The 22,911-nt window shown below is 46.2% G+C and carries 18 protein-coding genes; 7 read left to right on the forward strand and 11 right to left on the reverse strand.

Annotated features, from left to right (window positions below; translation table 11 throughout):
- Positions 1 to 18: 18 nt before the first annotated feature.
- Entirely contained in the window at positions 19 to 471 is a 453-nt protein-coding gene (locus tag SG35_RS11185) for a hypothetical protein (protein ID WP_152646513.1), read from the forward strand.
- Between the two features lie 196 nt (positions 472 to 667).
- The gene (locus SG35_RS11190; RefSeq protein ID WP_044831444.1) at positions 668 to 2,296 is read left to right on the forward strand and encodes a SulP family inorganic anion transporter; all 1,629 of its coding nucleotides are present in this window, start codon (positions 668 to 670) and stop codon (positions 2,294 to 2,296) included.
- Positions 2,297 to 2,623: 327 nt separating this feature from the next.
- Here the strand turns inward: SG35_RS11190 and SG35_RS11195 are convergent, their stop codons facing one another.
- The 5 genes from SG35_RS11195 to SG35_RS11215 all read right to left on the reverse strand — a co-directional run bounded on the left by SG35_RS11195 (position 2,624) and on the right by SG35_RS11215 (position 7,599).
- Complete coding sequence (locus tag SG35_RS11195; RefSeq protein ID WP_044831445.1) at positions 2,624 to 3,019, reverse strand: ExbD/TolR family protein; 396 nt, start codon at positions 3,017 to 3,019, stop codon at positions 2,624 to 2,626.
- A 224-nt stretch (positions 3,020 to 3,243) separates the two neighbouring features.
- Positions 3,244 to 4,629 carry a phenylacetate--CoA ligase family protein gene (locus SG35_RS11200; protein WP_044831446.1) on the reverse strand — a complete coding sequence of 462 codons (1,386 nt, stop codon included), beginning with the start codon at positions 4,627 to 4,629 and terminating at the stop codon, positions 3,244 to 3,246.
- Positions 4,630 to 4,819: 190 nt separating this feature from the next.
- On the reverse strand, positions 4,820 to 5,290 hold the full coding sequence (locus SG35_RS11205; RefSeq protein WP_160298240.1) for a GNAT family N-acetyltransferase: 471 nt from the start codon (positions 5,288 to 5,290) through the stop codon (positions 4,820 to 4,822).
- 87 nt (positions 5,291 to 5,377) lie between these two features.
- Entirely contained in the window at positions 5,378 to 5,875 is a 498-nt protein-coding gene (ilvN, locus tag SG35_RS11210) for an acetolactate synthase small subunit (RefSeq protein WP_044831448.1), read from the reverse strand.
- Positions 5,875 to 7,599, reverse strand: coding sequence for an acetolactate synthase 3 large subunit (locus tag SG35_RS11215; RefSeq protein ID WP_044831449.1), 1,725 nt, complete (start codon positions 7,597 to 7,599; stop codon positions 5,875 to 5,877). The genes ilvN and SG35_RS11215 overlap by 1 nt, the downstream gene beginning before the upstream one ends.
- A gap of 535 nt (positions 7,600 to 8,134) precedes the next feature.
- Between SG35_RS11215 and SG35_RS11220 the strand changes: the two genes are divergently transcribed.
- Together SG35_RS11220 and SG35_RS11225 are read left to right on the forward strand one after the other, a co-directional pair.
- Entirely contained in the window at positions 8,135 to 9,676 is a 1,542-nt protein-coding gene (locus SG35_RS11220; RefSeq protein WP_044831450.1) for an HD domain-containing phosphohydrolase, read from the forward strand.
- 9 nt (positions 9,677 to 9,685) lie between these two features.
- The gene (locus SG35_RS11225; RefSeq protein ID WP_044831451.1) at positions 9,686 to 11,023 is read left to right on the forward strand and encodes a sensor histidine kinase; all 1,338 of its coding nucleotides are present in this window, start codon (positions 9,686 to 9,688) and stop codon (positions 11,021 to 11,023) included.
- A 63-nt stretch (positions 11,024 to 11,086) separates the two neighbouring features.
- Here the strand turns inward: SG35_RS11225 and SG35_RS11230 are convergent, their stop codons facing one another.
- Both SG35_RS11230 and yfbR read right to left on the reverse strand, forming a co-directional pair.
- On the reverse strand, positions 11,087 to 12,301 hold the full coding sequence (locus SG35_RS11230; RefSeq protein WP_044831452.1) for an EAL and HDOD domain-containing protein: 1,215 nt from the start codon (positions 12,299 to 12,301) through the stop codon (positions 11,087 to 11,089).
- Positions 12,302 to 12,471: 170 nt separating this feature from the next.
- Positions 12,472 to 13,065, reverse strand: a complete 594-nt coding sequence (yfbR, locus tag SG35_RS11235) for a 5'-deoxynucleotidase (protein ID WP_044831453.1) — start codon at positions 13,063 to 13,065, stop codon at positions 12,472 to 12,474.
- A 241-nt stretch (positions 13,066 to 13,306) separates the two neighbouring features.
- Here yfbR and SG35_RS11240 point away from each other — a divergent pair, with 241 nt between their 5' ends.
- Entirely contained in the window at positions 13,307 to 14,626 is a 1,320-nt protein-coding gene (locus SG35_RS11240) for a hypothetical protein (RefSeq protein WP_044831454.1), read from the forward strand.
- A gap of 9 nt (positions 14,627 to 14,635) precedes the next feature.
- On the opposite strand, the gene SG35_RS11245 is transcribed toward SG35_RS11240, so the two are convergent.
- From SG35_RS11245 to SG35_RS11255, 3 genes are all read right to left on the reverse strand, one after another.
- Positions 14,636 to 16,696 carry a tetratricopeptide repeat protein gene (locus SG35_RS11245; protein ID WP_044831455.1) on the reverse strand — a complete coding sequence of 687 codons (2,061 nt, stop codon included), beginning with the start codon at positions 16,694 to 16,696 and terminating at the stop codon, positions 14,636 to 14,638.
- A gap of 93 nt (positions 16,697 to 16,789) precedes the next feature.
- Positions 16,790 to 18,505, reverse strand: coding sequence for a proline--tRNA ligase (locus SG35_RS11250; protein WP_044831456.1), 1,716 nt, complete (start codon positions 18,503 to 18,505; stop codon positions 16,790 to 16,792).
- A gap of 205 nt (positions 18,506 to 18,710) precedes the next feature.
- Positions 18,711 to 19,628, reverse strand: a complete 918-nt coding sequence (locus SG35_RS11255) for a LysR substrate-binding domain-containing protein (protein WP_044831457.1) — start codon at positions 19,626 to 19,628, stop codon at positions 18,711 to 18,713.
- A gap of 343 nt (positions 19,629 to 19,971) precedes the next feature.
- Here SG35_RS11255 and SG35_RS11260 point away from each other — a divergent pair, with 343 nt between their 5' ends.
- On the forward strand, positions 19,972 to 21,510 hold the full coding sequence (locus SG35_RS11260) for a dipeptidase (protein ID WP_236702527.1): 1,539 nt from the start codon (positions 19,972 to 19,974) through the stop codon (positions 21,508 to 21,510).
- A gap of 87 nt (positions 21,511 to 21,597) precedes the next feature.
- Here SG35_RS11260 and SG35_RS11265 read toward each other — a convergent pair whose 3' ends face one another.
- Positions 21,598 to 22,230 (reverse strand): LexA family protein, encoded by a 633-nt coding sequence (locus SG35_RS11265; protein ID WP_044831458.1) that lies wholly within the window; start codon positions 22,228 to 22,230, stop codon positions 21,598 to 21,600.
- 288 nt (positions 22,231 to 22,518) lie between these two features.
- Between SG35_RS11265 and SG35_RS11270 the strand changes: the two genes are divergently transcribed.
- On the forward strand, positions 22,519 to 22,896 hold the full coding sequence (locus SG35_RS11270; RefSeq protein WP_044831459.1) for a Mor transcription activator family protein: 378 nt from the start codon (positions 22,519 to 22,521) through the stop codon (positions 22,894 to 22,896).
- The last annotated feature ends 15 nt before the right edge of the window (positions 22,897 to 22,911 follow it).

Here is a 22,911-nt window from a genome sequence, read left to right on the forward strand (position 1 = left end):
GATAAGAGGTATTAATTGGTGGCGAATAAAATGTTTCATATGGAATTGATAAAAAAGTGTTTGATTGTATTTTTTATCTCAATCCTGGTTTCGGGTTGTAGTCAGGAAAAGCAGGAGCCGTCGGCGGATGAAGTGGCGGTGGCCTTTTTTGATGCTATTTATAATCAAAAGGATATTAACCAGGCGCTGCTCTTGTGCTCGGAAAGGTTCGCCAAAAAAGTGAAGCAGCAGCGCTCGGCAAGCCAGGTTGCCCGGCGTTTATTTAATATGTCGTTTGATTCCGTGCAAATCGATGCCGCTTTAGGGGATAAAAAACTCAGGGAAGAATTTAATCAGCAGGGCAGTTTAACGATATTGTTCACCGGCCTTCGTCAGGAAAAAGTCTATAAAGACTTAAAAAAAATCAAAATGATCAAGCAGGGAAATACCTGGCTGATTGATGAAATATTAGCCGACCCTATGCCCGTTTAGCGGCGTTTATGTTATTTGCTGTCCCGGTTAACTGCCTGGTGACTGACTTATGAGCAATTAATAACGGGCATGCCTTGAAGAGATGGAGCTGACTGTCAAAAACTGCTATTATTAGCGCATTGTTTTATCAGCTTATTTTTCCAGCTGTCTCATGGATGAAACTAAAGAAAAAGCGTCATTTCATTTATAGGCAAGCATGCTTCGTTTATCACACTTTAACCGAAATACCATCAAGGGCGATGTTTTTGGCGCCCTCACCTCCACCATAGTTGCACTGCCGTTTGCGCTGGCCTTTGGGGTTACCTCAGGTGCCGGTGCCATTGCCGGTATCTATTGCGCCGTGTTAACCGGATTTTTTGCTTCGCTGTTCGGCGGCACCAATCCGCAGATCTCAGGACCCAATACCGGGCTAACCGTAGCGATGGCGGCGATATTGAGCAGTTTTATTGCCCAGGCCCCGGATCAGGGGATCGCGGCGGCCTTTACCGTTGTTACCCTGGCGGGCCTGTTCCAGATGTTATTCGGGGTATTGAAGCTGGGGAAATATTTTGTTCTGGTCTCTTATCCGGTGATTTCCGGTTTTACCTCCGGCATTGGTGTGTTGATTATCTTGTCCCAGATGGAGCCGTTATTTGGTGTCAGCGCACAGCAAATGCTGGCGCAATTTTCTTCTGGTGAGATGTCGGCGGAGCAGCTGCTAAATAGCAATGTTTTGCTCGGAGGCGGGTGTTTACTGCTATTGTTTTTCTGGCCGGAAAGGCTTAACCGGATAGTGCCTGCGAGCATTGTCGCCCTGATGATGGCCACCGCTTATTTTGTTTTCTCCGGGGCTTCGGTTCCCGTGGTAGGCGCGATTGCTTCTGAGTTACCTTCTTTTAACCTGCCGGTCTACAATGCTGAGCTTTTCAGTGAAATGATCAAGTCGGCGTTATTGATCGCCACCTTAAGCACGCTGGACTCGTTAATGACCTCCCTGACCGTAGACAGTATCAGTAACGACCTCCATGACTCGGATCAGGAGCTGATCGGCCAGGGGGTCGGCAACATGATCGCCGGTTTGTTCGGTGCTTTGCCTGGAGGTGGTGCCACTATGCGTACCGTGACCAACTTAAGGGCCGGGGGCACGACGCCGCTTTCGGGGATTTTGCACGCATTTTTTATCCTGGCGATAGTGTTATGGGCCGGTGAATATACCGCTTATATTCCGGTGGCGGTGCTATCGGCTATCCTGCTCAAGGTTGGCATAGGCATTATCGACTGGAATTTCCTTAAGCGTATTCATCAAATCCCGTTATTTAGCGTCGGTTTAATGCTCTCGACCTTAGTGATGTCGGTGGCGATAGACTTAGTAACCGCGGTGCTTATTGGCGTATTCCTGGCAAACCTGGTAACCATACGCCGTTTATCTGAAATTCAACTGGATAATTTAAAGCTTTGTAGCGGCCAGGAAGATGAGCAGCTTCCTCAAGATGAAAAACAGTTGTTGCAAGCCATGTCGTCCAGGGTGTTATTGCTGCATATTTCCGGTCCTATCAGTTTTGGTGTTGCCCGCAGCTTGAAGCAGAGTGTTGCCCAGGTCGATCAGGATAAAACCTTATTGATTGATTTAAGTGATGCCCGTTTTGTCGGGATCAGCAGTACTATCGCCATTGAAGAAATCATTGTCAGCCATCTGAATCAGGGGCGGGATGTGATTTTGGCCAGTGTATGCGAGCGGGTTCGCAAAGACTTTGATAAGTTGAAATTGCTGGAGAAAATACCAAAGCAGCATATCTTTAGCAGCCGTAAACAGGCATTGACTTATTTAAGCGAACAACAAGCATAAAGAAAATTTTTTCAGGCAATATAGTTTGCTTTTTCACTGTTAATATTTAAAAAGCCCCTGCTTATCCGTGATAAGCAGGGGCTTTTATGTACAGGATGTACGGTATGCCGCGGGCTCACGGAAGAGCATGAGCGGCGATTGTACAGGATGTACGGTATGCCGCGGGCTCACGGAAGAGCATGAGCGGCGATTGTACAGGATGTACGGTATGCCGAGAGCTCATGGAAGAGTAAGAGCGGCGATTGTACAGGATGTACGGTATGCCGTGAGCTCCTGGAAGTGAACAGGCGGCACAAGTCTAAGCGATTAACAGAGCATCGCTGCAGCCTACTTGGCGATAGAGATGGTTAAGTGATCAAACAGTTTGATTTGATCCAGCACCTGCACCACTTTATCGTAACTGGTATTAAAGTGGGGCAGCACGACGGCGCTGTTGGTTTCATGTTTGGCAAGGAAGTTTTCGATCCGCGCCGGGATACGTTCGATATCCACCAACTTATTGTTGAACCTGACATTGCCGGTTTCATCGATATTGATCATGATCACCGGACCATTGTTGCTGGTTGTTTTATTGGCATCTGGCCGGTTGACCAAGATGCCTTCTTCTTTGACAAAAGAGGTGGTGACGATAAAAAAGATCAACAAGATGAAAACAATATCTAACATCGGCGTCATATCGACATCACCTTGCTCATTTTCGTGTGTAACGCGTTTTCTGGCCATAATTGTGGTCCTTTTCTTATTATTGGTAAGACCACTATGTACGAAGGGTTACGTAATTTCAAGTGACTTGATGAAATAAATACGAAAGATGACGTAAGTTGATATGGTTTTAGCTTGAGGAGCGATATCAAAAGGTTGCCCGAAGCAGAGCTTTTTTTAGCGCTTCAGGGCAAGCTTTTCCTGCATGTAAGCCTTATAATAACTGAGTTTCCTGTTTTGGCTGATCAGGCTATCTCAACATTGCTTTCCGGCTTGAGTTTCTGCACAAACAAGGCGGTTTTACCATTGCCGGTTTTTTGGATCTGGCTGGTAAATTCGATATTGATATCCATGTTTTGGCCAAACTTTTCGCAGAGTTTGTCATTTATTTTCTTGATATCGCGATCATCAAAGTCATTTTTGCGGATGATATGCAGATCCAGCTCGCCTTTATTTTTTTGCACGAACTGGAATTGAATAACGTTGTCGGTGGCATTGGGAATATCGATATTGGCGATGGGAATATTGGCCCCGTCCTTACCCACGGCAAAATTCTTTCTTCTGCCGCCATGCAATTCAAATAAGGGAAAAGGGCGGTTGCAGCTACAAGCCTGGTTTTTAAGCACGCCAACATCACCGGTATCGTAACGGATAAAAGGCATAGCATAGTTGGTTAAACTGGTGGCAATGATTTTATCCCCTTTAGTTTCCTTGTGGGGGACAAACTCGGTAATGGCAAAATCTGAGCATAAATGCAAACCCTGGTGCTGTTCGCACTCTATACCTAAAATCGCCCTTTCTTCCATGCCGTACCAGTCATAACATTTACAGCCCCAGTATTCTTCTATGAGCTGCCGTTGCCAGTTATGCAGCATTTCGGAATGGGAAAACACGGCTTTAAACTGGCAGGGGGGAGCGAAATTTTTTGCTTTTAAAAACTTAGTCAGCAATACCAGGGCACTGGGGTAGGTGTCGATATACTCGACCTGGTATTGAGCCAATGCCAGGGCATAATCCTCGGCTTTATCTTCTTGTAAATGGTAGGCAGATAAGATCAGCAGGTCCCTTACCGGGTTATAGGCATGTACTGCTTCACCGGGTAAGGTCCAGTCGGCCAGTTTTGCGCCTAGTTTACCTATTTTATGACCGCCCCAGTTAAAAAAACGCCAGATATAAGGGTCAAAATTTAAGTAGTCTTTGTCTTTATCATAGTAAAATTTCAGTGGTTTCCCGGTGGAGCCGCTGGTGGAGCAGGTGATCACCTGATCATCCGTGTATCCGTCGGCCCTGAGGCGGTCAACATTTTCACGGATAATGTCTTTGGTGAGTATCGGGAGTTTTTGCAAATCATCGACGCACTGGATATCGTCTGGGGTTAATTTCAGCCGGCGGAACAGATCCCGGTAATAAGGGACGTTTTTTACCGCATGAGTAATAAGTTTGGTTAATTCGAGGTTTTGGTAAGCCTGCATCTCTTCACGGCTCCACCACTGGGATTGCTGAAGAAATTTCAGCTCGCGGTAAAATTTTTTGCCTAAGCGTAAACGTAGCGGCAGACGGCTATAGCCATATTTGAGTATGTCTTTAACCGGCGCGGGGAGTTTTTTATAACTATTTGATATATTAAGCATAACTTGTCCTTAAATTATAACTTTGCTGATTTCCTCCTACTGCTTGAACTTCCGGATCATAATAGCGGTTGACTAAAGCATTTATCTGGGAATTTAGTATGCAAGTTCGTCCTGTTTTACTGCTCTTTTGGACTTGGCAACCTCGTTTCCTGTCTTGAAATACGTTAATGGATTTTCAACTTGCTGTCTATTATTTGTTCAGTTTGTTTTGGCGTGACTGCTGATTCTTTTTAATATCGCGGATAAAGATGGCAAGTTCAGGTTTTGTTTTAATATATTGCAAATAGCGTTTGGCCAACAAAGGGGAGAGCTGCTCCGGCTCTGCCAATTGAAAGTTATTCGATAAATACAGGGGAGCCAGCTGTGGCACGGCAAAGCAAACCGTGAGCGGGTGAAAAGCGCAGCAATAGTCCAGTAAGCTGGTGGCTATTGATTGTCGGCGGTAGGCGGGGTCAACGACCAGGGCATGTAATAAGCTCTGGTTATTTTCAACAAGCAGTTGGGACTGTAAAACACAGGCGATAATCTCTTGTTGCTCTTTTACCAGGTAACAGCTGTCCAGGCCCATAAAACTGGCGCTATAGCTGTGCCGGCGGTAAAAACGCTTGATGGCTTTTTTATCGGACTTATGCGCCCGGCAAAATTCAAATTCAGGAGACAAGGTTATCATCGCTCTGGCAGGAGTGGTTAAGGCGGGATTATTGCAGTTTAATGTCCTTGTCTGCAACAATCCCGAACAGGGCTGGCGTTATACCCGCAGTGCTTTTTCTCCGCGGGCGATGCCGACACAGCCGGAGCGTACCACTTCGATGATTTCGGTTTCATTGCCCAGGGTTTTAATAAAGGCGTTAAGTTTATCGCTGTCGCCGGTGAGCTGTACCGTATAAACCTGCTTGCCGATATCGATAATGGCGCCTCGGAAAATATCCGTGACCCGTTTGACTTCGGTGCGCGACTTATCCGTCATGGCCAACACTTTAATCAGCAACAACTCCCGTTCGACATGGGGCCTTTCGGTCAGGTCTGTGATCTTGATCACATCCACCAGCTTATTCACCTGTTTGACAATTTGCTCCAGCACCTTGTCATCGCCTGTGGTGGCTATGGTAATACGGGATAAGCTTGGCTCGTCCGTTGGCGCAACCGTTAAACTTTCGATATTAAATGCCCGCTGCGAGAATAAGCCGACTATGCGCGACAGGGAACCGGGTTCGTTTTCTAATAATATGGCTAATATACGACGCATCAGGATTTCTCTCCTTTTTTGATCCACATTTCGTCTACCGCACCGTGGCGAATTTGCATCGGGTAAACATGTTCTTTTTCATCCACCAGGATGTCGACAAAGACTAAACGGTTTTTAACGGCAAAGGCCTGTTCCAGCTTGCTGTCCAGTTCATCTAGATGGTTAATTTGAATACCGACATGGCCATAAGCCTCCGCCAGTTTGACAAAATCAGGCAGTGATTCCATATAAGAGGAAGAGTGGCGGCCGCCATAAATCATGTCCTGCCACTGGCGTACCATACCCAGCGAGCGGTTATTGAGCGAGACAATGACCACGGGCAGGTTATATTGCAAACAGGTGGATAATTCCTGGATATTCATCTGGATAGAGCCGTCACCGGTAATACAGATGACATCACTGTCGGGAAAAGCCAGTTTGGCCCCCATGGCTGCCGGCAGGCCAAAGCCCATAGTGCCGAGTCCGCCAGAATTGATCCAGCGCCTGGGTTTGTCAAAGGGATAATATTGCGCGGCAAACATTTGGTGCTGGCCGACATCGGAGCAAACATAGGCTTGCCCTTTGGTGATCTTGTACATGGCTTCAACCACGCGCTGGGGTTTGATCTTATCGCCGTTTTGCTCATAACTGACGCTTTTTACGCTGCGCCACTGGTTGATTTGCTGCCACCAGGGGGCTGTGACGGCTTCATCCGGGGTAAAACCTATCGTGTTAAGTTCATCGAGCAATTGTTTAATAACAACATCCACCAGGCCAACCACAGGCACATGGGCATTAATGGTTTTTGATATCGAGGTCGGGTCGACATCGACATGGATAATGGTGGCGTCGGGACAGAATTTATTCACGTTATTGGTGACCCTGTCGTCAAACCTGGCGCCTAAGGCTAAAATCACGTCGGCATTGGCCATGGCTTTATTGGCTTCCAAAGAGCCGTGCATGCCGAGCATGCCGATAAAGTTTTTATGGGTGCCGGATATGCCGCCAAGGCCCATTAAGGTATTGGTGACCGGGGCATCTAAGGTTTCGACTAAGGTGGTTAGCAATTCTGAGGCATCGGCCAGGACAATGCCGCCGCCGGAATAGATCACTAATTGTTTGGCATTGATCAGGGTATTGACGGCTTTTTTAATTTGCTTGGGGTGGCCTTTTTCCGTCGGATTATAAGAGCGCATTTTTACCTGGGTATCGATATGAAACGGCGCCTTGTTTTGCGGGATCAGCATATCTTTAGGCAGTTCTACCACGACCGGACCGGGTCGGCCTGACTTGGCTATATAAAAGGCCTTGGCAATAATATTAGGAATTTCTTCCATATTGCGGCAGTTAAAACTGTGTTTGACTATCGGGCGGGAGCAGCCGACGATATCGGTTTCCTGGAAGGCATCATCGCCAATTAAACTGCTGGCAACCTGGCCGGCTAATATTACCATGGGAATCGAGTCCATATAGGCGGTGGCAATACCGGTAACACAGTTGGTAGCCCCCGGTCCCGAGGTCGCCAATACCACGCCGACTTCGCCGGTTGCCCGGGTATAACCGTCCGCCATATGGGTGGCGGCCTGTTCATGACGCACTAAAATATGCTCAACATCTTGTTGCTGGTAAATCGCATCATAGATATCCAGTATTGAGCCACCGGGATAGCCAAATATGTATTTCACCTTTAATGCCGATAGCGCTTTTACTACCATTTCGGCACCGGTATATAACTCAGTTGTCATGTTATTGCCCTTATTTGTTGTGCTTTACCGTAAAAATGTAATAAAAAACCCCCGGTCTTATGCAGAGCGGGGGTTGGTGTGTTTGTGTCTTTTTTGTTTTTCTACAGACAACCACGACCCCGCGGTGATTTGACAATCACGACGACAAAGAGGACCAGGTTGAGTGTAGTTTTTAACATCATTGCTATTTAAAAAATTCTTAATACGAAAAACAAAATTTATCTGTGCACTATATTTAAGGGGTTTGGCCGCTGCTGTCAATCAATAAATACAAATTTAGCGAAATTAGTGTCAGTGAAATGCCGGAAGGACCCTTGACTTGAGAAATAACCATATTTCAAAAGTTTGCTTAGGGGGAATGTTTTTGGGAAAAAGAATATAAGACAGGCGTTAATCATTGACTTTTTTTGTGCTTAATCTCTTGTTTAGTTTGATTTAATCTCTTCATATTATTAAATTTTTTATCTGATATTACGCAAAAAGCCTGCCTTGCATTACACTGATATAAGATGAAAGCAATATACTTGTGCCTGTAATGTCGAAGTTTGTTTTTAAAGATGAACCTGAATCGGGCGTAGAAAAAACCGTCAGGAGTAATAGCCGGGTATGGCGAATTTTAGTGGTTGATGATGATGAGTCAGTTCATCAGGTCACTAAATTAGTGTTATCAGATACCGAAATTGAACACCGACAGCTTGAAATCGTTTCCGTTTATTCGTCAATTGAAGCCAAAAAATTACTGGAAGTTGACAGCAGCTTTTGTATGGCTTTTGTTGATGTGGTGATGGAAACCGAACATGCCGGTTTAGAGCTGGTGGAGTGGATCCGTCATGATTTAAAGAATCAGGCGATACGTTTGATCCTCAGGACCGGGCAGGCGGGCACCGCCCCGGAAGCCAAGGTTATTAAAGAATTTGATATTAATGACTATAAAGAAAAAACGGATTTTACCTCAGGCAAGATGATCACAACCGTTTATGCCAGCATCCGGGCATACCGGGATATCATGACCATTCAGCGCAGCCTCGATGCCTTTAAACACCTGATTGAAGCCACTTATGATTTATTGAAAATTAACCAGCTACGACTTTTTGGCTCTGCAGCCCTCAACCATTTGCTGACTCTGATGGAAGTGGAAAGTTCGGCCTTGTATATCGTGCGTACCCAGACCGACTTCGATCAGCACAGTTCTAATTTAATCATTGCCTGTACCGGGAAATACGTGTGTGAGTCTGACAGCCTGGAATCGTCGGATATTGATGAACAAGTCAAAAGCCGGATCCAGCAAACCTTTGTACAGAAAGAACACCTTAATACCGAGTCTTGCTTTGTCGGCTATTATGAAACCTCCAGTAATGCCGCCTCCGTGCTTTATATTGAGTTTGAAGATGATGCTGAGCACTTTAAAGCCAGCCTGGCAGAGTTGTTTGCCACCAACATTGCCCTGATCCTTGAAAGTATCAGCCGCCAGCATGAGATAGAAAGAACCCAGAAAGAGTTACTCTATATTGTCGGGGAAGCCGTTGAAGCCAGGAGTAAAGAAACCGGGGCCCATGTCAGAAGGGTCGCGCTGATTTGTGAAAAAATTGCAGAAAAGCTCGGACTTAAACAAGAGTTTATTGAGGCTATTCGCCTGGCGGCCCCATTACATGACCTGGGAAAAATTGCCATTCCTGAATCCATTTTGCATAAACCGGGTAAGCTCGACGATGAAGAGTGGAAAATTATGCAGACACACGCCCCTGTCGGGGGAGATTTGCTGGGGAAATCCAAGGCAAATGTTTCTAAACTGGGGGCAAGGCTTGCCCATTATCATCATGAGAACTGGGATGGTACCGGTTATCCCGAAGGCTTAGCCGGTGAACAGATCCCGCTTGAAGCGCGGATTATGGCGATTGCCGATGTTTTTGATGCCCTTGGTTCTAAGCGCAGTTATAAAGAACCCTGGCAAGACGGGGAAATTAAGGAATTTCTTGAGCAGCAAAAAGGGAAAAAATTTGAACCTGCCCTGGTTGACTTGATGCTTGCCAATTTTGATGATTTTATTGCTATCCGGCAGCAATTTCCAGATGGCTGACAGATAATAATGGAAACATTATTAGCGGATATTATCAAAAGCGTCTCGGATAGCCGGGGAGTGGATTTTTTTGCCGAGCTGACTTTACAGCTTGATAAGGTCATCGCTTCAGATCTCACCTTTATTGCCCGTATCGATCACAAGCAAGCAAGAGCAACGACTGTAGCTTTTGTTGACCAGGGTAAGTTAGTTGACAATATCAGTTATTCTTTAATCCATAGCCCTTGTGAGCAGGTGGAAGAAAATACCCTGTGTGTTTATCCTCAGGATGTCTGTCTGCAATTTCCCCAAGATGATTTTCTCATCCGGATAAAAGCCGTCGGTTATCTTGGCATGCCGTTAACCCTGGCGGATGGACGGGTTGTTGCCATAGTGGTCGCTATTTATTTCAAGCCGATAACTGAGCAAAAAAAAACTTTGTCGTTATTTAAAATTTTCTCCGGACGTATTTGCGCCGAGTTTGATGCGCTTGATCGGGAAGCACAACTTTTGGAGTTGAATAAATCTTTGGTGGAAGTAAATGATGCCCTTGATGATAAAATTCGTCTGCGTTCGGCTGAGCTTGAATCTGCCTTAAATCAATTACAAAAAGCCCATGCTCACAGGCTTGAAATGAATAAATTATCGGCTCTGGGGGACTTAATTTCCGGGATTGCCCATGAAATCAACGGTCCGATAGGAGTGGCTATTACAGCGGAAAGTCATTTAGCCGAGGTATTTAAGGATTTCACCGCTAAAGTCAATGGGAAAGGCCTGACCATTAAAGCCATGAAATATTTTATTGAGCAGCAATCGGCGAGCTTGCCCATGATTGCTAAAAACCTGGAGCGGGCGAGACAGATCCTGGAAAACTTTAAAAAAACCGCCACCGAACAGGTGAATATCGAACCGGAAACTATTTCGCTGAATGAATATTATCAAAGAGTTATTTCAACCCTGATCCCTTTGCTTAAGCGTAAAAAAGCCAATATTGCTTTTACCGGCTGCGGGGATGATATGCTTACTACCTTACCCGGGTGTCATGCCCAGGTGTTGATGAACCTGGTCAGAAACAGTATTGAACATGGCTTTATTGCCGGGGGAGAGCATAACATTACCATTACCATAGAGAAGCAGGCGGGGATTTATATTGTCGATTACTTTGATAACGGTGTTGGTATGATACAAGGTAAGCAAGCAGAAATACTGCAACCGGTTGAGCGTTTTATCGGTGAGCAAACAGATATGGGCCTGGGATTATCGATTTGCCGCCGGCTGATTGTTGAAGAGCTTGGCGGCGAATGTGCCTTTATTCCCTGTGAGCAAGGGGTGCATTTTCAGTATCAGTTCTCATCAATGCCTGGTTGAAGCGGGACATGAGAGATGCCGCAGGGAAGAGGCCGTATAGGGTTTTGATGGCTCTGAGCTTCTTTATAATTCTTCGTAAGCGTTTGACCAAATCACAGCCTTTTTAAAATACTCGGAAATTTGTTGGTAATTCAGGTTTATTTTTCTTGCTTCATTTTCCGTTTGATACCATTTTCCGTCCTCAAACAGGCGCACCATATTGATCAAAGTTCCTAAAGGGCTATCGCTGCTTTCTTTTAACGCCAGGGCTATATCTTCGCTGATTGATAAGGTATTGAGGATATACTCCATAGGTTGGTCCAGTATCGCATCTAATAATGAAAATAATCCCACCAGAAAAGCCGGTTCGGACATGGCCGGGAAGGCTTCTTGTGCCGATATTTCGCAAAATTTGGCGCGGATAATCGCCATGCGGATCAGCTCTTTGGGTTTATTTTCAGCCAGCATTGCCGTGGTTAGCAGGGCTATAAACTTGCGGGTTTTTTCATCTCCCAGGTAAACCAGTGCTTGTTTAATGGAGTTAATTTCCTGGGTAATGGGAATAAAACCTGAGTTGATAAAACGCAATAACTTATAGGATAAGCCGACATCGTGTTCAAAATAATGGGAAAGGGCATTGACATTTAAAGGGGTTTTTAATGCTTCCTGGTAAAGTTGAAGTAAAATCAGTTGATTGCCTTCAACATCACGCTTCTCCCGCATTTCAGGCTTACAGAAGAAGTAGCCCTGGAAAAATGATATGCCCATTTCTTTGGCCTGATCAAATTCTTCCTGATTTTCTACCTTTTCCGCCAGTAATTTTATATTTTTACGCTTTTTCAGCGCCTGGACTAGAGGGGCGACCTTAGGTAGCGGGGTTTGTAACAGATCAAATTTTACCATTTTGATCAGGTTGAAAAAGCGTGACCATTCGGGTTTATAAATAAAGTCATCCAATGCCAGGTGATATCCCTGATGGAAAAGCTGACGGCACATCTGATAGACATCATCTGTAGGTTCCACTGTTTCCAGGATTTCTACCATCACCTGCTTTTTTGGTAATAACAGCGGCAGCTCTTTAAGCAGGGATTCCTGACAAAAGTTGATCAACGCGGGTTTGCCGTTGGTTATCGGCATTAAACCGTCATTGAGGTGGGTGCGCATGATGAGTTTTGATGTTGCTTCATGGGGGTCGACATCGGGAAAAAAGTTTTCGGCGCCATCGCGAAACAGTAATTCATACGCCACTACATTTTGTTTACGATTTAAAATCGGCTGTCGTGCAGTATAGACTTTCATGTCGTATTTTTATCCATAAACCCGAGTGCGATTAAATCACACTAAGGTGTTCAATAAAAAGGAAAACCAGCATGCTGTTGTAAGCATAGCCTAATCTGCAATTTTATCATGGCAAAACAGCCTTATAGCGCGAAACAAGCGGGGCAGACCTGTAAAAGCTTGTCGGGAGCTCAGGAGCGGGATAATTTGTCGACGCTGGCGGTACAGGCTTGCAGGAAAGTTTCGGTAAAATACTGTACTTCTGGCATTTCTTGTTGTAATTGTGCAAGTTTTGTCCCCAGGCGCTGTTTAACGTGCTCAAACTCGGGGTTGTGGTGGTTGATTTCATCCAGCGCTTTGATATAAGCCACCAGAATATCTGCAGCTTTGACAATGGCTTTGTATTCTTCATTGACATTATCCTGCACTATAATATCGTCAAAGAGATCCTGAAACTCCTGTGGCAGGGATGCCAGACATTCCTGCTCCGCCAGGTACTCTATTTTTTTAAATTCCCGGGCAATTTCGGCATTGGCATATTTGGTAGGGTTGACGATATCACCGTAACGGGTTTCGCTGGCTTCATGATATAAGGCACAGGTGGCGACCCTGTCGGCATTGACCTGACCGTCAAATTTTTTGTTTTTGATCACCGCCAGTAAATGGGCGACGATCGCCACCTGATGGGAGTGCTCGGCGATATTTTCCGGCTTGACACAAAACATTAAAGACCAGCGTTTGATCAGCGGCATACGAAACATCCAGGCGAGAAAGGTACTTTGCATATTGACTTCTTTATGGCTAATAGGTTGATAAGGTTCCCAGTTGTATCATGGCAGCCGGCTATTCGTCTATAAGGGAAAATATTTCGGACAGAGCAATGTGGCAATAGCTGATATTTTGCTGTTAAGGCAAGGCAGCAAACCCCTTGTGTCTAAGGCAATATTTTCTGGCCATAGGAGATTAACAGCAAAGTTCAATGCCTTTGGTATATAGTTAATCAAGGAGGACATCATTATTTTTCGCTTGAAACCGGCAATAAAATTTATCGCGGCGATGCTGCTTTTATTATCTTGCCTGAGCATAACAGGCTTGTTGCTTTTGCTGCAATCGACCCCGAAAGTTGCGCAAGTGAATGTGATTGACAGTCAGCAGGCCGTCAAAACCCGGCAATTACTGCTACGCAGTTATCAGCAAGTGAAGGGAGAAAAAAAGTTAGCGTTTTTTTCTGTTAGCCGTGAGGAGCTTCCCGGGATCAGTGCTTTACTGCACCGGCTATACCCTCAGCTATTCACTGACTTTTCCTTATCTGAAACCGCTTTATCTGTGGCGGCGACCCTTGAACTGCCTTTTCCCGGTCCCTTGAAATATCTTAATTTCGACATCGGGCTACAGCCATCGGAAAAAGGGCTCAAGCTGACATCGGCAAGCCTGGGAGCATTCACTTTCCCTGCAAGCTGGTTGCTTAACATAGTGCAGTGGCGGATAAATGAAATGCTCGGTGATAATGTCGTCGCAGATTTGTTTGCCCGGGTTGGCGAAGTAAAGGTAAGTCGTAACCGGTTTTATTTATATTATTCCCTGGCGGGCAATTTTCCCCGTTGGCAGCAATTGGCACAGACGGAGCTGGTGCGCGTTAAATTGCACCTGATGACCGATGTTAATTTTGCTCTGATCCGGCAATACCATGCGGCGCTACTTTCCTATGTGGAAAAGCATTTAAGGCAACGGCGACTGAGCCGGTTTGTCGGGCATATGTTTACCCTGGCGAAAGAAAACAGCAAAAAGCCAGAGTCAAAGGGAAGTGTCGCTGAAAACCGAGCCGCGATACTGGCCTTAGTATTATATTTGGGACCAGATAAATTCAGTACTTTATTTGAGCGCGAACTGGCACTGTCGGCGACACAGTTTTTAAAGCGGGGACAGCTAAGAGCCAGCTTGCTGCTGCATAACCGTGTTGATTTACAAAAACATTTTGTTTATTCAATGGCACTGCAATTATTGATTAACAGTTACACCAGCAATGCCATTGGGGAAGTTAAAGAGTTGCTTGATGCCGGCTCAGGCAGTGGTTTTAGCTTTGTCGATTTACTGGCGGATAAAGCCGGCACCCGGCTGGCTATGCTTGCCACCCTATCGGAGGTGTCGGCAAGCAAAGTCCAGAGCTTGCTGGCCGGGCCCCTGGATGATTTAGATATTATGCCTTTTCCGCTGGGCTTACCCGAAGATTTGCACAGCCCGCTCTTTAAGAGGCGCTACCGGGATGTCAATTCTGCCGACTATCGACAAATGCTTCAGCGTATCGAATCTTTGCTCGCGCTGATCGCCGTTTATCGGGTTCACTAAATTGCAGTATTAACTGCTAAAGCTTACTAAACCGCGTTTATGGGCATCGTGTATGCGCCAGTAGAGTTTCTCTTTTGCCTGGCTGGTAAATATCATTGACAAGGCATTGGTTTGTAGCTTGATTTCTCCCCAGCTAACCCCCTGTTGCCATGGCAACTCGGCATTGGCTTTATGTACCAACTCCTCAATAAAAACCAGTAAATTATCAGATATTTTTTGTGGCAGATCGCTAAAGGGCAACCATACCAGCTGGAAGCCGGCATCATCATCCGGGTTTTGCCGCTGATTGATCAGATCAAGATCGTGCCTGGGCCTGGAAGCACAGATCATCCAAAGGTTTTGCTGGTGGGAAATCGACTCCTCCGGGGTGAAGGTGGTCAGCAGTTGCTGTTGCCAGTGCTGGATGTTTTGGCCGGTAAAATAGCGGTTTTCTGCTTGTTTCATCAGCTCATTAAGTTTGGGGAAAGCGATTAATAATCCGCCGTTGGTGTTTTGTGCTTTGAGCTGTTCGCTGGCATTATACTTGATCAGTTGCGAAAAATAGCGCCAGGAGATGTCTTTGTGTTTATTGACCTGCTTAAAACGTTTTTTAATGTTTCGATACTTGTATACCAGGCAACAAAGTACGCTCAGGCATAAAGCTAAAAAGCTTGCCAGGGCGTATTGCCAGTTTTGCAGTTTGAGAATGGTTTTATCACTTTTTTGCTCTTTTGCTGTTAAGTCAGCGACTTTTTCTTTAAGCGATTTAACTTCAATCACAGAATTGAGAGAGGCTAGGGCGCTTTTATTGGTTTCTTCTGTTTTGTTTTGCTGAGCCGTCAGTAAAATTTGTTGGTGCTCGAAAGCCTGTTCAAACTCCTGTAAGCTGACCAGGATGGTGACTAGGTGTTTTCTGGCTTCATTGATCAGGGCCGGATAAGGCGTAAAGCGGCTGTCATTGAGCATGGTTTCGATGCGGGCAATGGCCAGTTGTGGCTGGTTTTGTGCCAATTCGATTTGTGAAAAGCTGATATGGCTAAGGCCAAGGTAAAAATTACTCTGGGCAGATTCCAGGATAACTTCAGCCGCTTTGAGGTACTTGATGGCGTTATCATAGTCGGTGGCGGCAAAATAAGCGGTACCGATCAAATATTGGATATGGCCTATGCTGTAGGGATCATTGGTTTTTTTGGCAATACTTAAGGCATTAAGCAGGTGCAGTAGCGCCATATCGACATCTTTGCCGAGGTTAAGGTAAATACTGCCGAGTACCCGCAACGATTTTACCTGCATCCTATAGCGGCTGGTTTGATGATAAAGTTCAACCGACTTTTTCGCATGTTTGAGGCTGTCGCTGTAAATCTCCTGTTCATTGAAGATCATGGCAAGGCGCAATTCGATAGAAGCAACCCGCTCAATATCGGTATTGTCATCGGTGAGCTCCAGGGCCGCCATATACTGCTTGTAGGCTTTTTGTAATTTATCCTGCTGGAAATATATCCGCCCGGAAATAATTAAGGCATGAATAAGTTCATTTTTATCTTCCAGGGTCGTTGCCAGTACTATTGCCTGATCGACATAGTTTTCTGCCTGTGGCAGGTTACTCTTCTGGTTATAGGCCTGGGCCAGGGCGGTAAGAATATTAAAATGCAACTCAATGCTCTTGGGATGTCGGCTGGAGGTGATGATGTCACTGGCCTGATGCAGGTCAAGCAGGGCAGTATCGGTATCGCGAAATAAAATACCGTATATTTTCGCCCTCAGCAGCAGGCTTTTTGCCTGGTGATAACCTTCAAGAGAAGATGGCAAATTAATCGCGGCAGAAATGGTATCCAGTGCCTGTGCCTTATTATTGGCTTTGTAATAGGCATAAGCTAAATTATGTAGGGCGAGATATTTTTCGTTCGGTGTCAGGCGTTTGTCAAGGAGCTGCTGCGCTATGTCATTGATACTTGCCTGTGGCTGCTCTTTAATCTCTTGATATTGGTAGTCCTTGACAAAGTCCAGAATATTTTGCTCTGCATATCCATAAGCGTGACAGGTAAGAAAAAGCAGGGTTATTTTTATCAGATTAATAAAGCTGTTATTCATGGGGCGCATTCAATTGCTTAAATTTATGGGTGGCAGGCGCCGGTCATCTCCGGTGCCTGGTGGCCGGGGCAGGGCCCCGGTGTTTGTTAACCTTTATTGCGGGTTAAATAATGATAAAACCTCATTAATGGCGAGCAGGGATTTCTCGCCCGTGATACGGTTTTTCACTTCGATTTGCTGGTTATCCAGATTACGTTCACCGATAACTAACAATAACGGCGTGCCGATTAATTCATGATCGGCAAACATCACACCCGGACGTTCTTTGCGGTCGTCAAATAGCACCTCAATGCCCGCCTGCTGCAATTGCTGGTATAAGGCTTCTGCGGTTTCCTTTACCCGGGCAGATTTAGCCATATTCATCGGTACGATTGCCGCCTGGAAAGGGGCAATGGCTGCAGGCCACTTGATGCCGTATTTATCATGGTTTTGCTCGATTGCCGCCGCCACGATGCGTGATACACCGATACCGTAACAGCCCATGGTCAGGGTCTGGTGTTTGCCTGATTCCGTCAATACGCCGCAGTTCATGGCATCGGCATATTTTTTTCCTAACTGGAAGATATGACCGACTTCAATACCGCGTTTGATGATGATATTACCCTGGCCGCATGGGCTCGGATCGCCTTCGACCACGTTGCGGATATCTTCAACGTTATAATTTTTGGCGTCACGATCCCAGTTTGCCCCGGTAAAATGGTAACCGTCTTCGTTGGCGCCACAGACAAAATCGCTCAGGTGCGCTGCGCTGCGATCAATAATGACTGCTAAAGGCAGGTTTACCGGGCCGATAGAGCCAGTGGCGCAGTTGATTGCCGCCTGGATTTGCTCTTCGCTGGCAAAAGTCAGCGGTGCCGCGACCTGGTCAAGTTTTTCCGCTTTGATTTCATTTAACTGGTGATCGCCCCTAAGTACCAGGGCCACAACCGCCTGCTGACCGTTTTCATCTTCCGGTGCCAGCACCATCAGGGTTTTTACCGTCGTTTTCGCGTCAACCTTTAAAAAGGCTGCCACTTCTTCGATGGATTTGACCCCGGGGGTGGCCACTTTGGCTAGTGCTTGTGTGGCTTCCCCTCTTGGTCCTGCCGGCGCAAGGGCTTCTGCTTTTTCGATATTGGCGGCAAAGTCGCTGTTGTCGCTAAAGGCAATATCGTCTTCACCGGACTCGGCCAAGACATGGAATTCATGGGAAGCATCACCACCAATAGAGCCGGTGTCGGCGATCACAGGACGGTAGTCCAGGCCTAAACGTTCAAAGATGCGGCAATAGGCATCAAACATTTTCTGATAGGTTTGCTCCAGGCATTCCTGCTCTAAATGGAAAGAGTAGGCGTCTTTCATTAAAAATTCACGGCCGCGCATAACCCCGAAACGCGGGCGTATTTCATCGCGGAATTTGGTTTGCACCTGGAAGATATTAAGCGGCAGCTGCTTATAGCTGCTGATCTCATTGCTGACCAGTTTAGTGATCACTTCTTCGTGGGTTGGTCCCAAGACAAAAGGGCGCTGGTGGCGGTCATTGATGCGCAGCAGTTCCGGGCCGTATTCGTCCCAGCGACCGGACTCTTCCCATAAATCAGCAGGTTGTACTACCGGCATCAGGGCTTCGATGGCGCCGGCGCGCTCCATTTCTTCACGGACGATTTTTTCCACTTTTCTCAGTACTTTCAGGCCTGTCGGCAACCAGGTATATAAACCCGAGGCCAGGTTGCGTACTAATCCGGCACGTAACATTAATTGATGACTGATCACCTCGGCATTAGCCGGGGTTTCTTTTAAAGTAGCGAGTAAATATTGACTGGTACGCATTGAGAAAGTGTTCCGTAAAAAGCGTGGCTGTAAAAAATTGGCCCTATTCTATCAGGGCGCTTGCTCTGGCAAAAGCGCTAAATGTTGGCTTTTAGTGATAAAATTCACAATTTCTGCCAATAAATATTGCTTTTTGACGAAAATTCACTATTTCTTGAGGCCATTGCCGTAATACAGAGCGGTATCGGGCGATGCTAAGCCCTGGTTATGCGCCGCTTTCATAAGCGCTCATTTCTTCCTTAAGCCAGTTGATAAAAACGGCCAGGCGTTGCTTCTTCGCGGAATTTTCATCATAAACCAGGTATCTGGGGACTGTGTTCGGGTGTTTGATGTCAAAAGGTATAACCAATTGTCCTGTTTTGACATACTGGCTAAAAAGGGATTTGCTGGATAAGGTAATACCATGGCCGCTGAGTACTGCACTTAAGGCCAGGTCGGTAGAAGTGACTTCCGTCCACATACTGTGTTGCTGGTAGTTTTCAATACCGGCTTCATCGAACCAGATTTGCCAGTCGTTGAGGCGGGCATTGCGTAAATTAACCAGCCAGCACTTTAAAATATCCTGGGGTTTTTCCAGGTGCATTTCAGCGGCCAGGGAAGGGGTACAAACCGGGTAGACCTCTTCCTGCCCGAAGGCTTCGCAATGAAGACCGGCCTGGGTCTGTTGCCTGGCCCCGGCGCCAAAACGTATTGCCAGGTCGATATGGCTGTGCCGCAGGTCTTCGATATGATTGGAACCGGCGATTTTAATACTCACTTCGGGGTGCTTGACGGAAAAGCGGTACAGTCTGGGCATGAGCCACAGAGAGGCAAAAGACTGGGTCGAGGTGATGGTCAGGCTGCCCGCGAGGGCTTCACCCTGTATGCTGTTTAATGCCTGGATCAGGGTGGCAAAGGCTTCGTGGCTGGCCTGATAAAGGGTTTCACCGCCAGGGGTTAATTCCATTGCTCGCTTATGACGCATAAATAACTTGACGCCAAGTGCCTGCTCCAACTGACGCATTTGCTGGCTGATGGCCGCCTGGGAAATAAAGAGCTCCTCTGCGGCCTTACTGTAGCTGTTATGGCGGGCGGCGCTTTCAAAACCGCGTAAGAGACTTAAGTGCTTTAATCTTTTATCCATAAGCTGTACTTATATTACCTGTTTGGAACTATTGTTGGTTTATCGAACCGGCCTTTTGTAGACTGGCCATGTTTTCACAATGAGGATACCCGGATGAAAGTGAATAAATCAAGTAATAACTGCTCATGCCCTATAGAGGGTAATAAGCTTTGTCCTGATAATACCAGGGGAACAAATCATGATTACCAGCGCTGGCTTGCTAAAGTTGCTGATAAGTTAGGCTTATGTTGTGTCGGTTTGTATAAATAGTCAAAAAGCAAAAAATATTGCCCGGGCAAGGTGCATACTGTACCGGGCAGGAAAATCACCACTTGGGGTGAAGCAATGTTTTGGAGAAGGTTCGTTGAAAAAATTAAATCTATTAAATAAAAAAATAAGACGGTTTTCCACCGGCGCCTGGTTGCTTGGCTGTGCCTTAAGTTTAAGTCCTTATGTACAGGCAAATACGGTCAGTGCTTTAGCCGATAAAACTGCCCGCTATGCGGTAGAGACCTATTACGATGATATGGTGAACAGCCTGGGAGAGCTGGTCAAGTTCAATACCGTTGCCCGCGAAGGCATCCCGGTGTTTGATAATCCGGCCCATAAGGCGTTTAAAGCGGAACTGGCGCGTCAGGCAAGAGCCCTGGGGCTGGACTATACCGATCATGGCGCCGTGGTCGTGATTGGTTTAGGCAAGGGGCGTGAACGCTTTGGTATAGTGACACACGGCGATGTACAACCGGCAGATGCGACAAAGTGGGCGAAGTCGCCGTTTGAGCTGGATATGACTTCTGAGCCGGGTAATATCATAGGCCGGGGCACGGAAGACGATAAAGGGCCTATATCATCGGCCCTGTACGCCATGAAAGCCATTAAGGATGCCGGTATTTCCCTGAGTAAACGCATTGAGTTATATGTTTATATGGCCGAGGAGTCTGACTGGGCGCCGCTGGAAGACTTCATCAAGGGCCATGAATTGCCCGGCGTGAATATCACCCTGGACTCTGAATACCCGATTGTGACGGCGGAGAAAGGTTATGGCAGCATTGAAATGACCTTCCCCGATAAGAAAGTTACCGGTCATTCGCCTTATTTAAGCCGCTTTAGCGGTGGTTTTTTTGGCAGCCAGATCCCCGAGGATGCTGCTGCCGTAATAGAAAATGCCGATGCGGCACTTGTTAAACGGTTAAAAGCAAAAGCGGCCGATGATAAAAAACTGGCGTTTGCTTTCTCCGCAAAAGGCCAGCAATTAACCATTAAGGCCTCGGGCACCTCTGCGCATTCTTCAAAACCCGAATTTGGTGTAAATGCCATTACCCATTTGGCGGCGTTATTGGCGGATATTCGCTGGCCCAATAATGCCAGCGGTGCTTTGGTGAATTTTGTTAATGATTATCTGGGGACCGGCTTATATGGGAAGAAATTTGGCAATATTGCCTACCGGGACGATTTTATGGGACCGATGACGGTGCAGCCTACGGTACTCAAGCAAGCAGGTGACGGCATAGCGTTAAATATTAACCTGCGCCGGCCGCAGGGAAAATCTACCAGGCAACTTGAGCATGAGATCAAGACTGCACTGGATAACTGGCAACAGACAAATAAAGCGGCGCTGTTAAATATCAGCACCAGTATAAGCGAGCCTTTTGTGCAAAAAAATGCGCCGCATGCCAACACCTTGCTGTCGGTATTCTCCCATTATACCGGGATGAAAAATCCGCAGCCTATTGCTATAGGAGGTTCCACTAACTCTAAGCTTTTTCCCAATGCCGTCAGCTTCGGTCCGTCAATGCCGGGAAAAGTCTATAGCGGACACTCTGAGCATGAATTTATCAGCGAAGAGCAGTTTAAACTCAACCTGAAAATGTATACCGCGGTGATGATTGAATTAGCGAAATAACTGCTTATTTGGCGTTAAGGTATGAAAAAGCCGGTAACCCCGAAAGGGGTTACCGGCTTTTTATTGTTACTCTTTTATCCGGGGCTTTTAAAATATTTTGCCGGCAAAGACCACGGTACCGACGATAGAGCAGTCGCTGGTGATGGGAATAATTTGCTCCGGCCAGTTGGGGTTGGCCGGTTTTAGATATTTTTTCCCTTGCTCGATAATCAGCTGCTTAAAGGTGGCTTCATTTTGATCTTCTAACCTGGCGACGATATAGGAGCCGTGGTGGGACTCTGCCAGGGGATCGACAAAGATCAGATCCCCTTCGCGAAAGACAGGCTCCATACTGATCCCCTGAACGCTGAGCACAAAGGTTTGGCTGCTGCACTTAACCGGGCAGGGAAAACTTTCCGCCTCCAGTACATCTATTTCATAAATAGCCGACCAGGCACCGGCCTGTACCCAACTGATCAGGGGGTAATGCCCTTTAATTTCCGGTCCGGGCTCAACATTGGGCACCAGATCGACATCCTTAATGCCTTTGCCGAGCAATAACCAGTCAACTTTGCAGGCCAGGGCATCTGCCAGCTTTAACAGGTTTTCTCCCCTGGGTTTGGCGATATCGTTTAACCATTGGCTCACCGTGCCTTTGGAGACTCCGGTTAATTTCACCAGGTCCACGGCGCGTAACTTTTTCTCATCCATTCTTGCTTTTATACGTGATGCTATGCTCATAGTTTTCAACTCTAAACTTTGTTTTGTTTTCTAAACTTTTGTGCTGGACAATGTAAGTTTATCTCGCTAAACTTTCTGCCATTCTAAACTAAACAAAACAAATTATAAACAGCATTTTCTCTATTAAAGCCAATAAAACATGCGATTTTTGGTTTAGTAGACTTGAATGGTGGTTTAGATTTATTGACTGTTAGCGAATTTCTCTTTTGATCGGGAGAGAGGAGTTAATTTATCTGCCTAAACAAATGCTGTTGCCATTTAAAAACCGTAGTAACATAAGGAAATACCATGACAGCAAATAATCCCCAAAAAAATAACAGCAAGAAAAGTACCCGTGTATGTGAACAGGAGCTGCTTGATGTGATTGGTGTTAATGCCACATTAGCGCTGGAGCGGGCTTTTAGTGCCAGTTATCTTTATATACCGGCCAGGGCGCCGAGTAAGGCGATAATAAATGCCGTTGGTTTAACTGCCGCCATGAAACTGGTGGATCATTTTGGTTGCGGAGATATCTGGGTGCCGAAATCCCTGTTGACCAAATACCGAAATATCAGTATCTGTGAAGAAAAAGACCAGGGGAAAACGTTACCTGAACTGGCACAAAAATTTAAAACCGGGATCCCCAATATCAGACGTATTTTAAAGCAAAAGGGCATACAGGCATAATTAACACCAAAGGGC

The sequence above is a fragment of the Thalassomonas actiniarum genome (assembly GCF_000948975.2).
GTDB classification, from domain to species: Bacteria; Pseudomonadota; Gammaproteobacteria; order Enterobacterales; family Alteromonadaceae; genus Thalassomonas; species Thalassomonas actiniarum.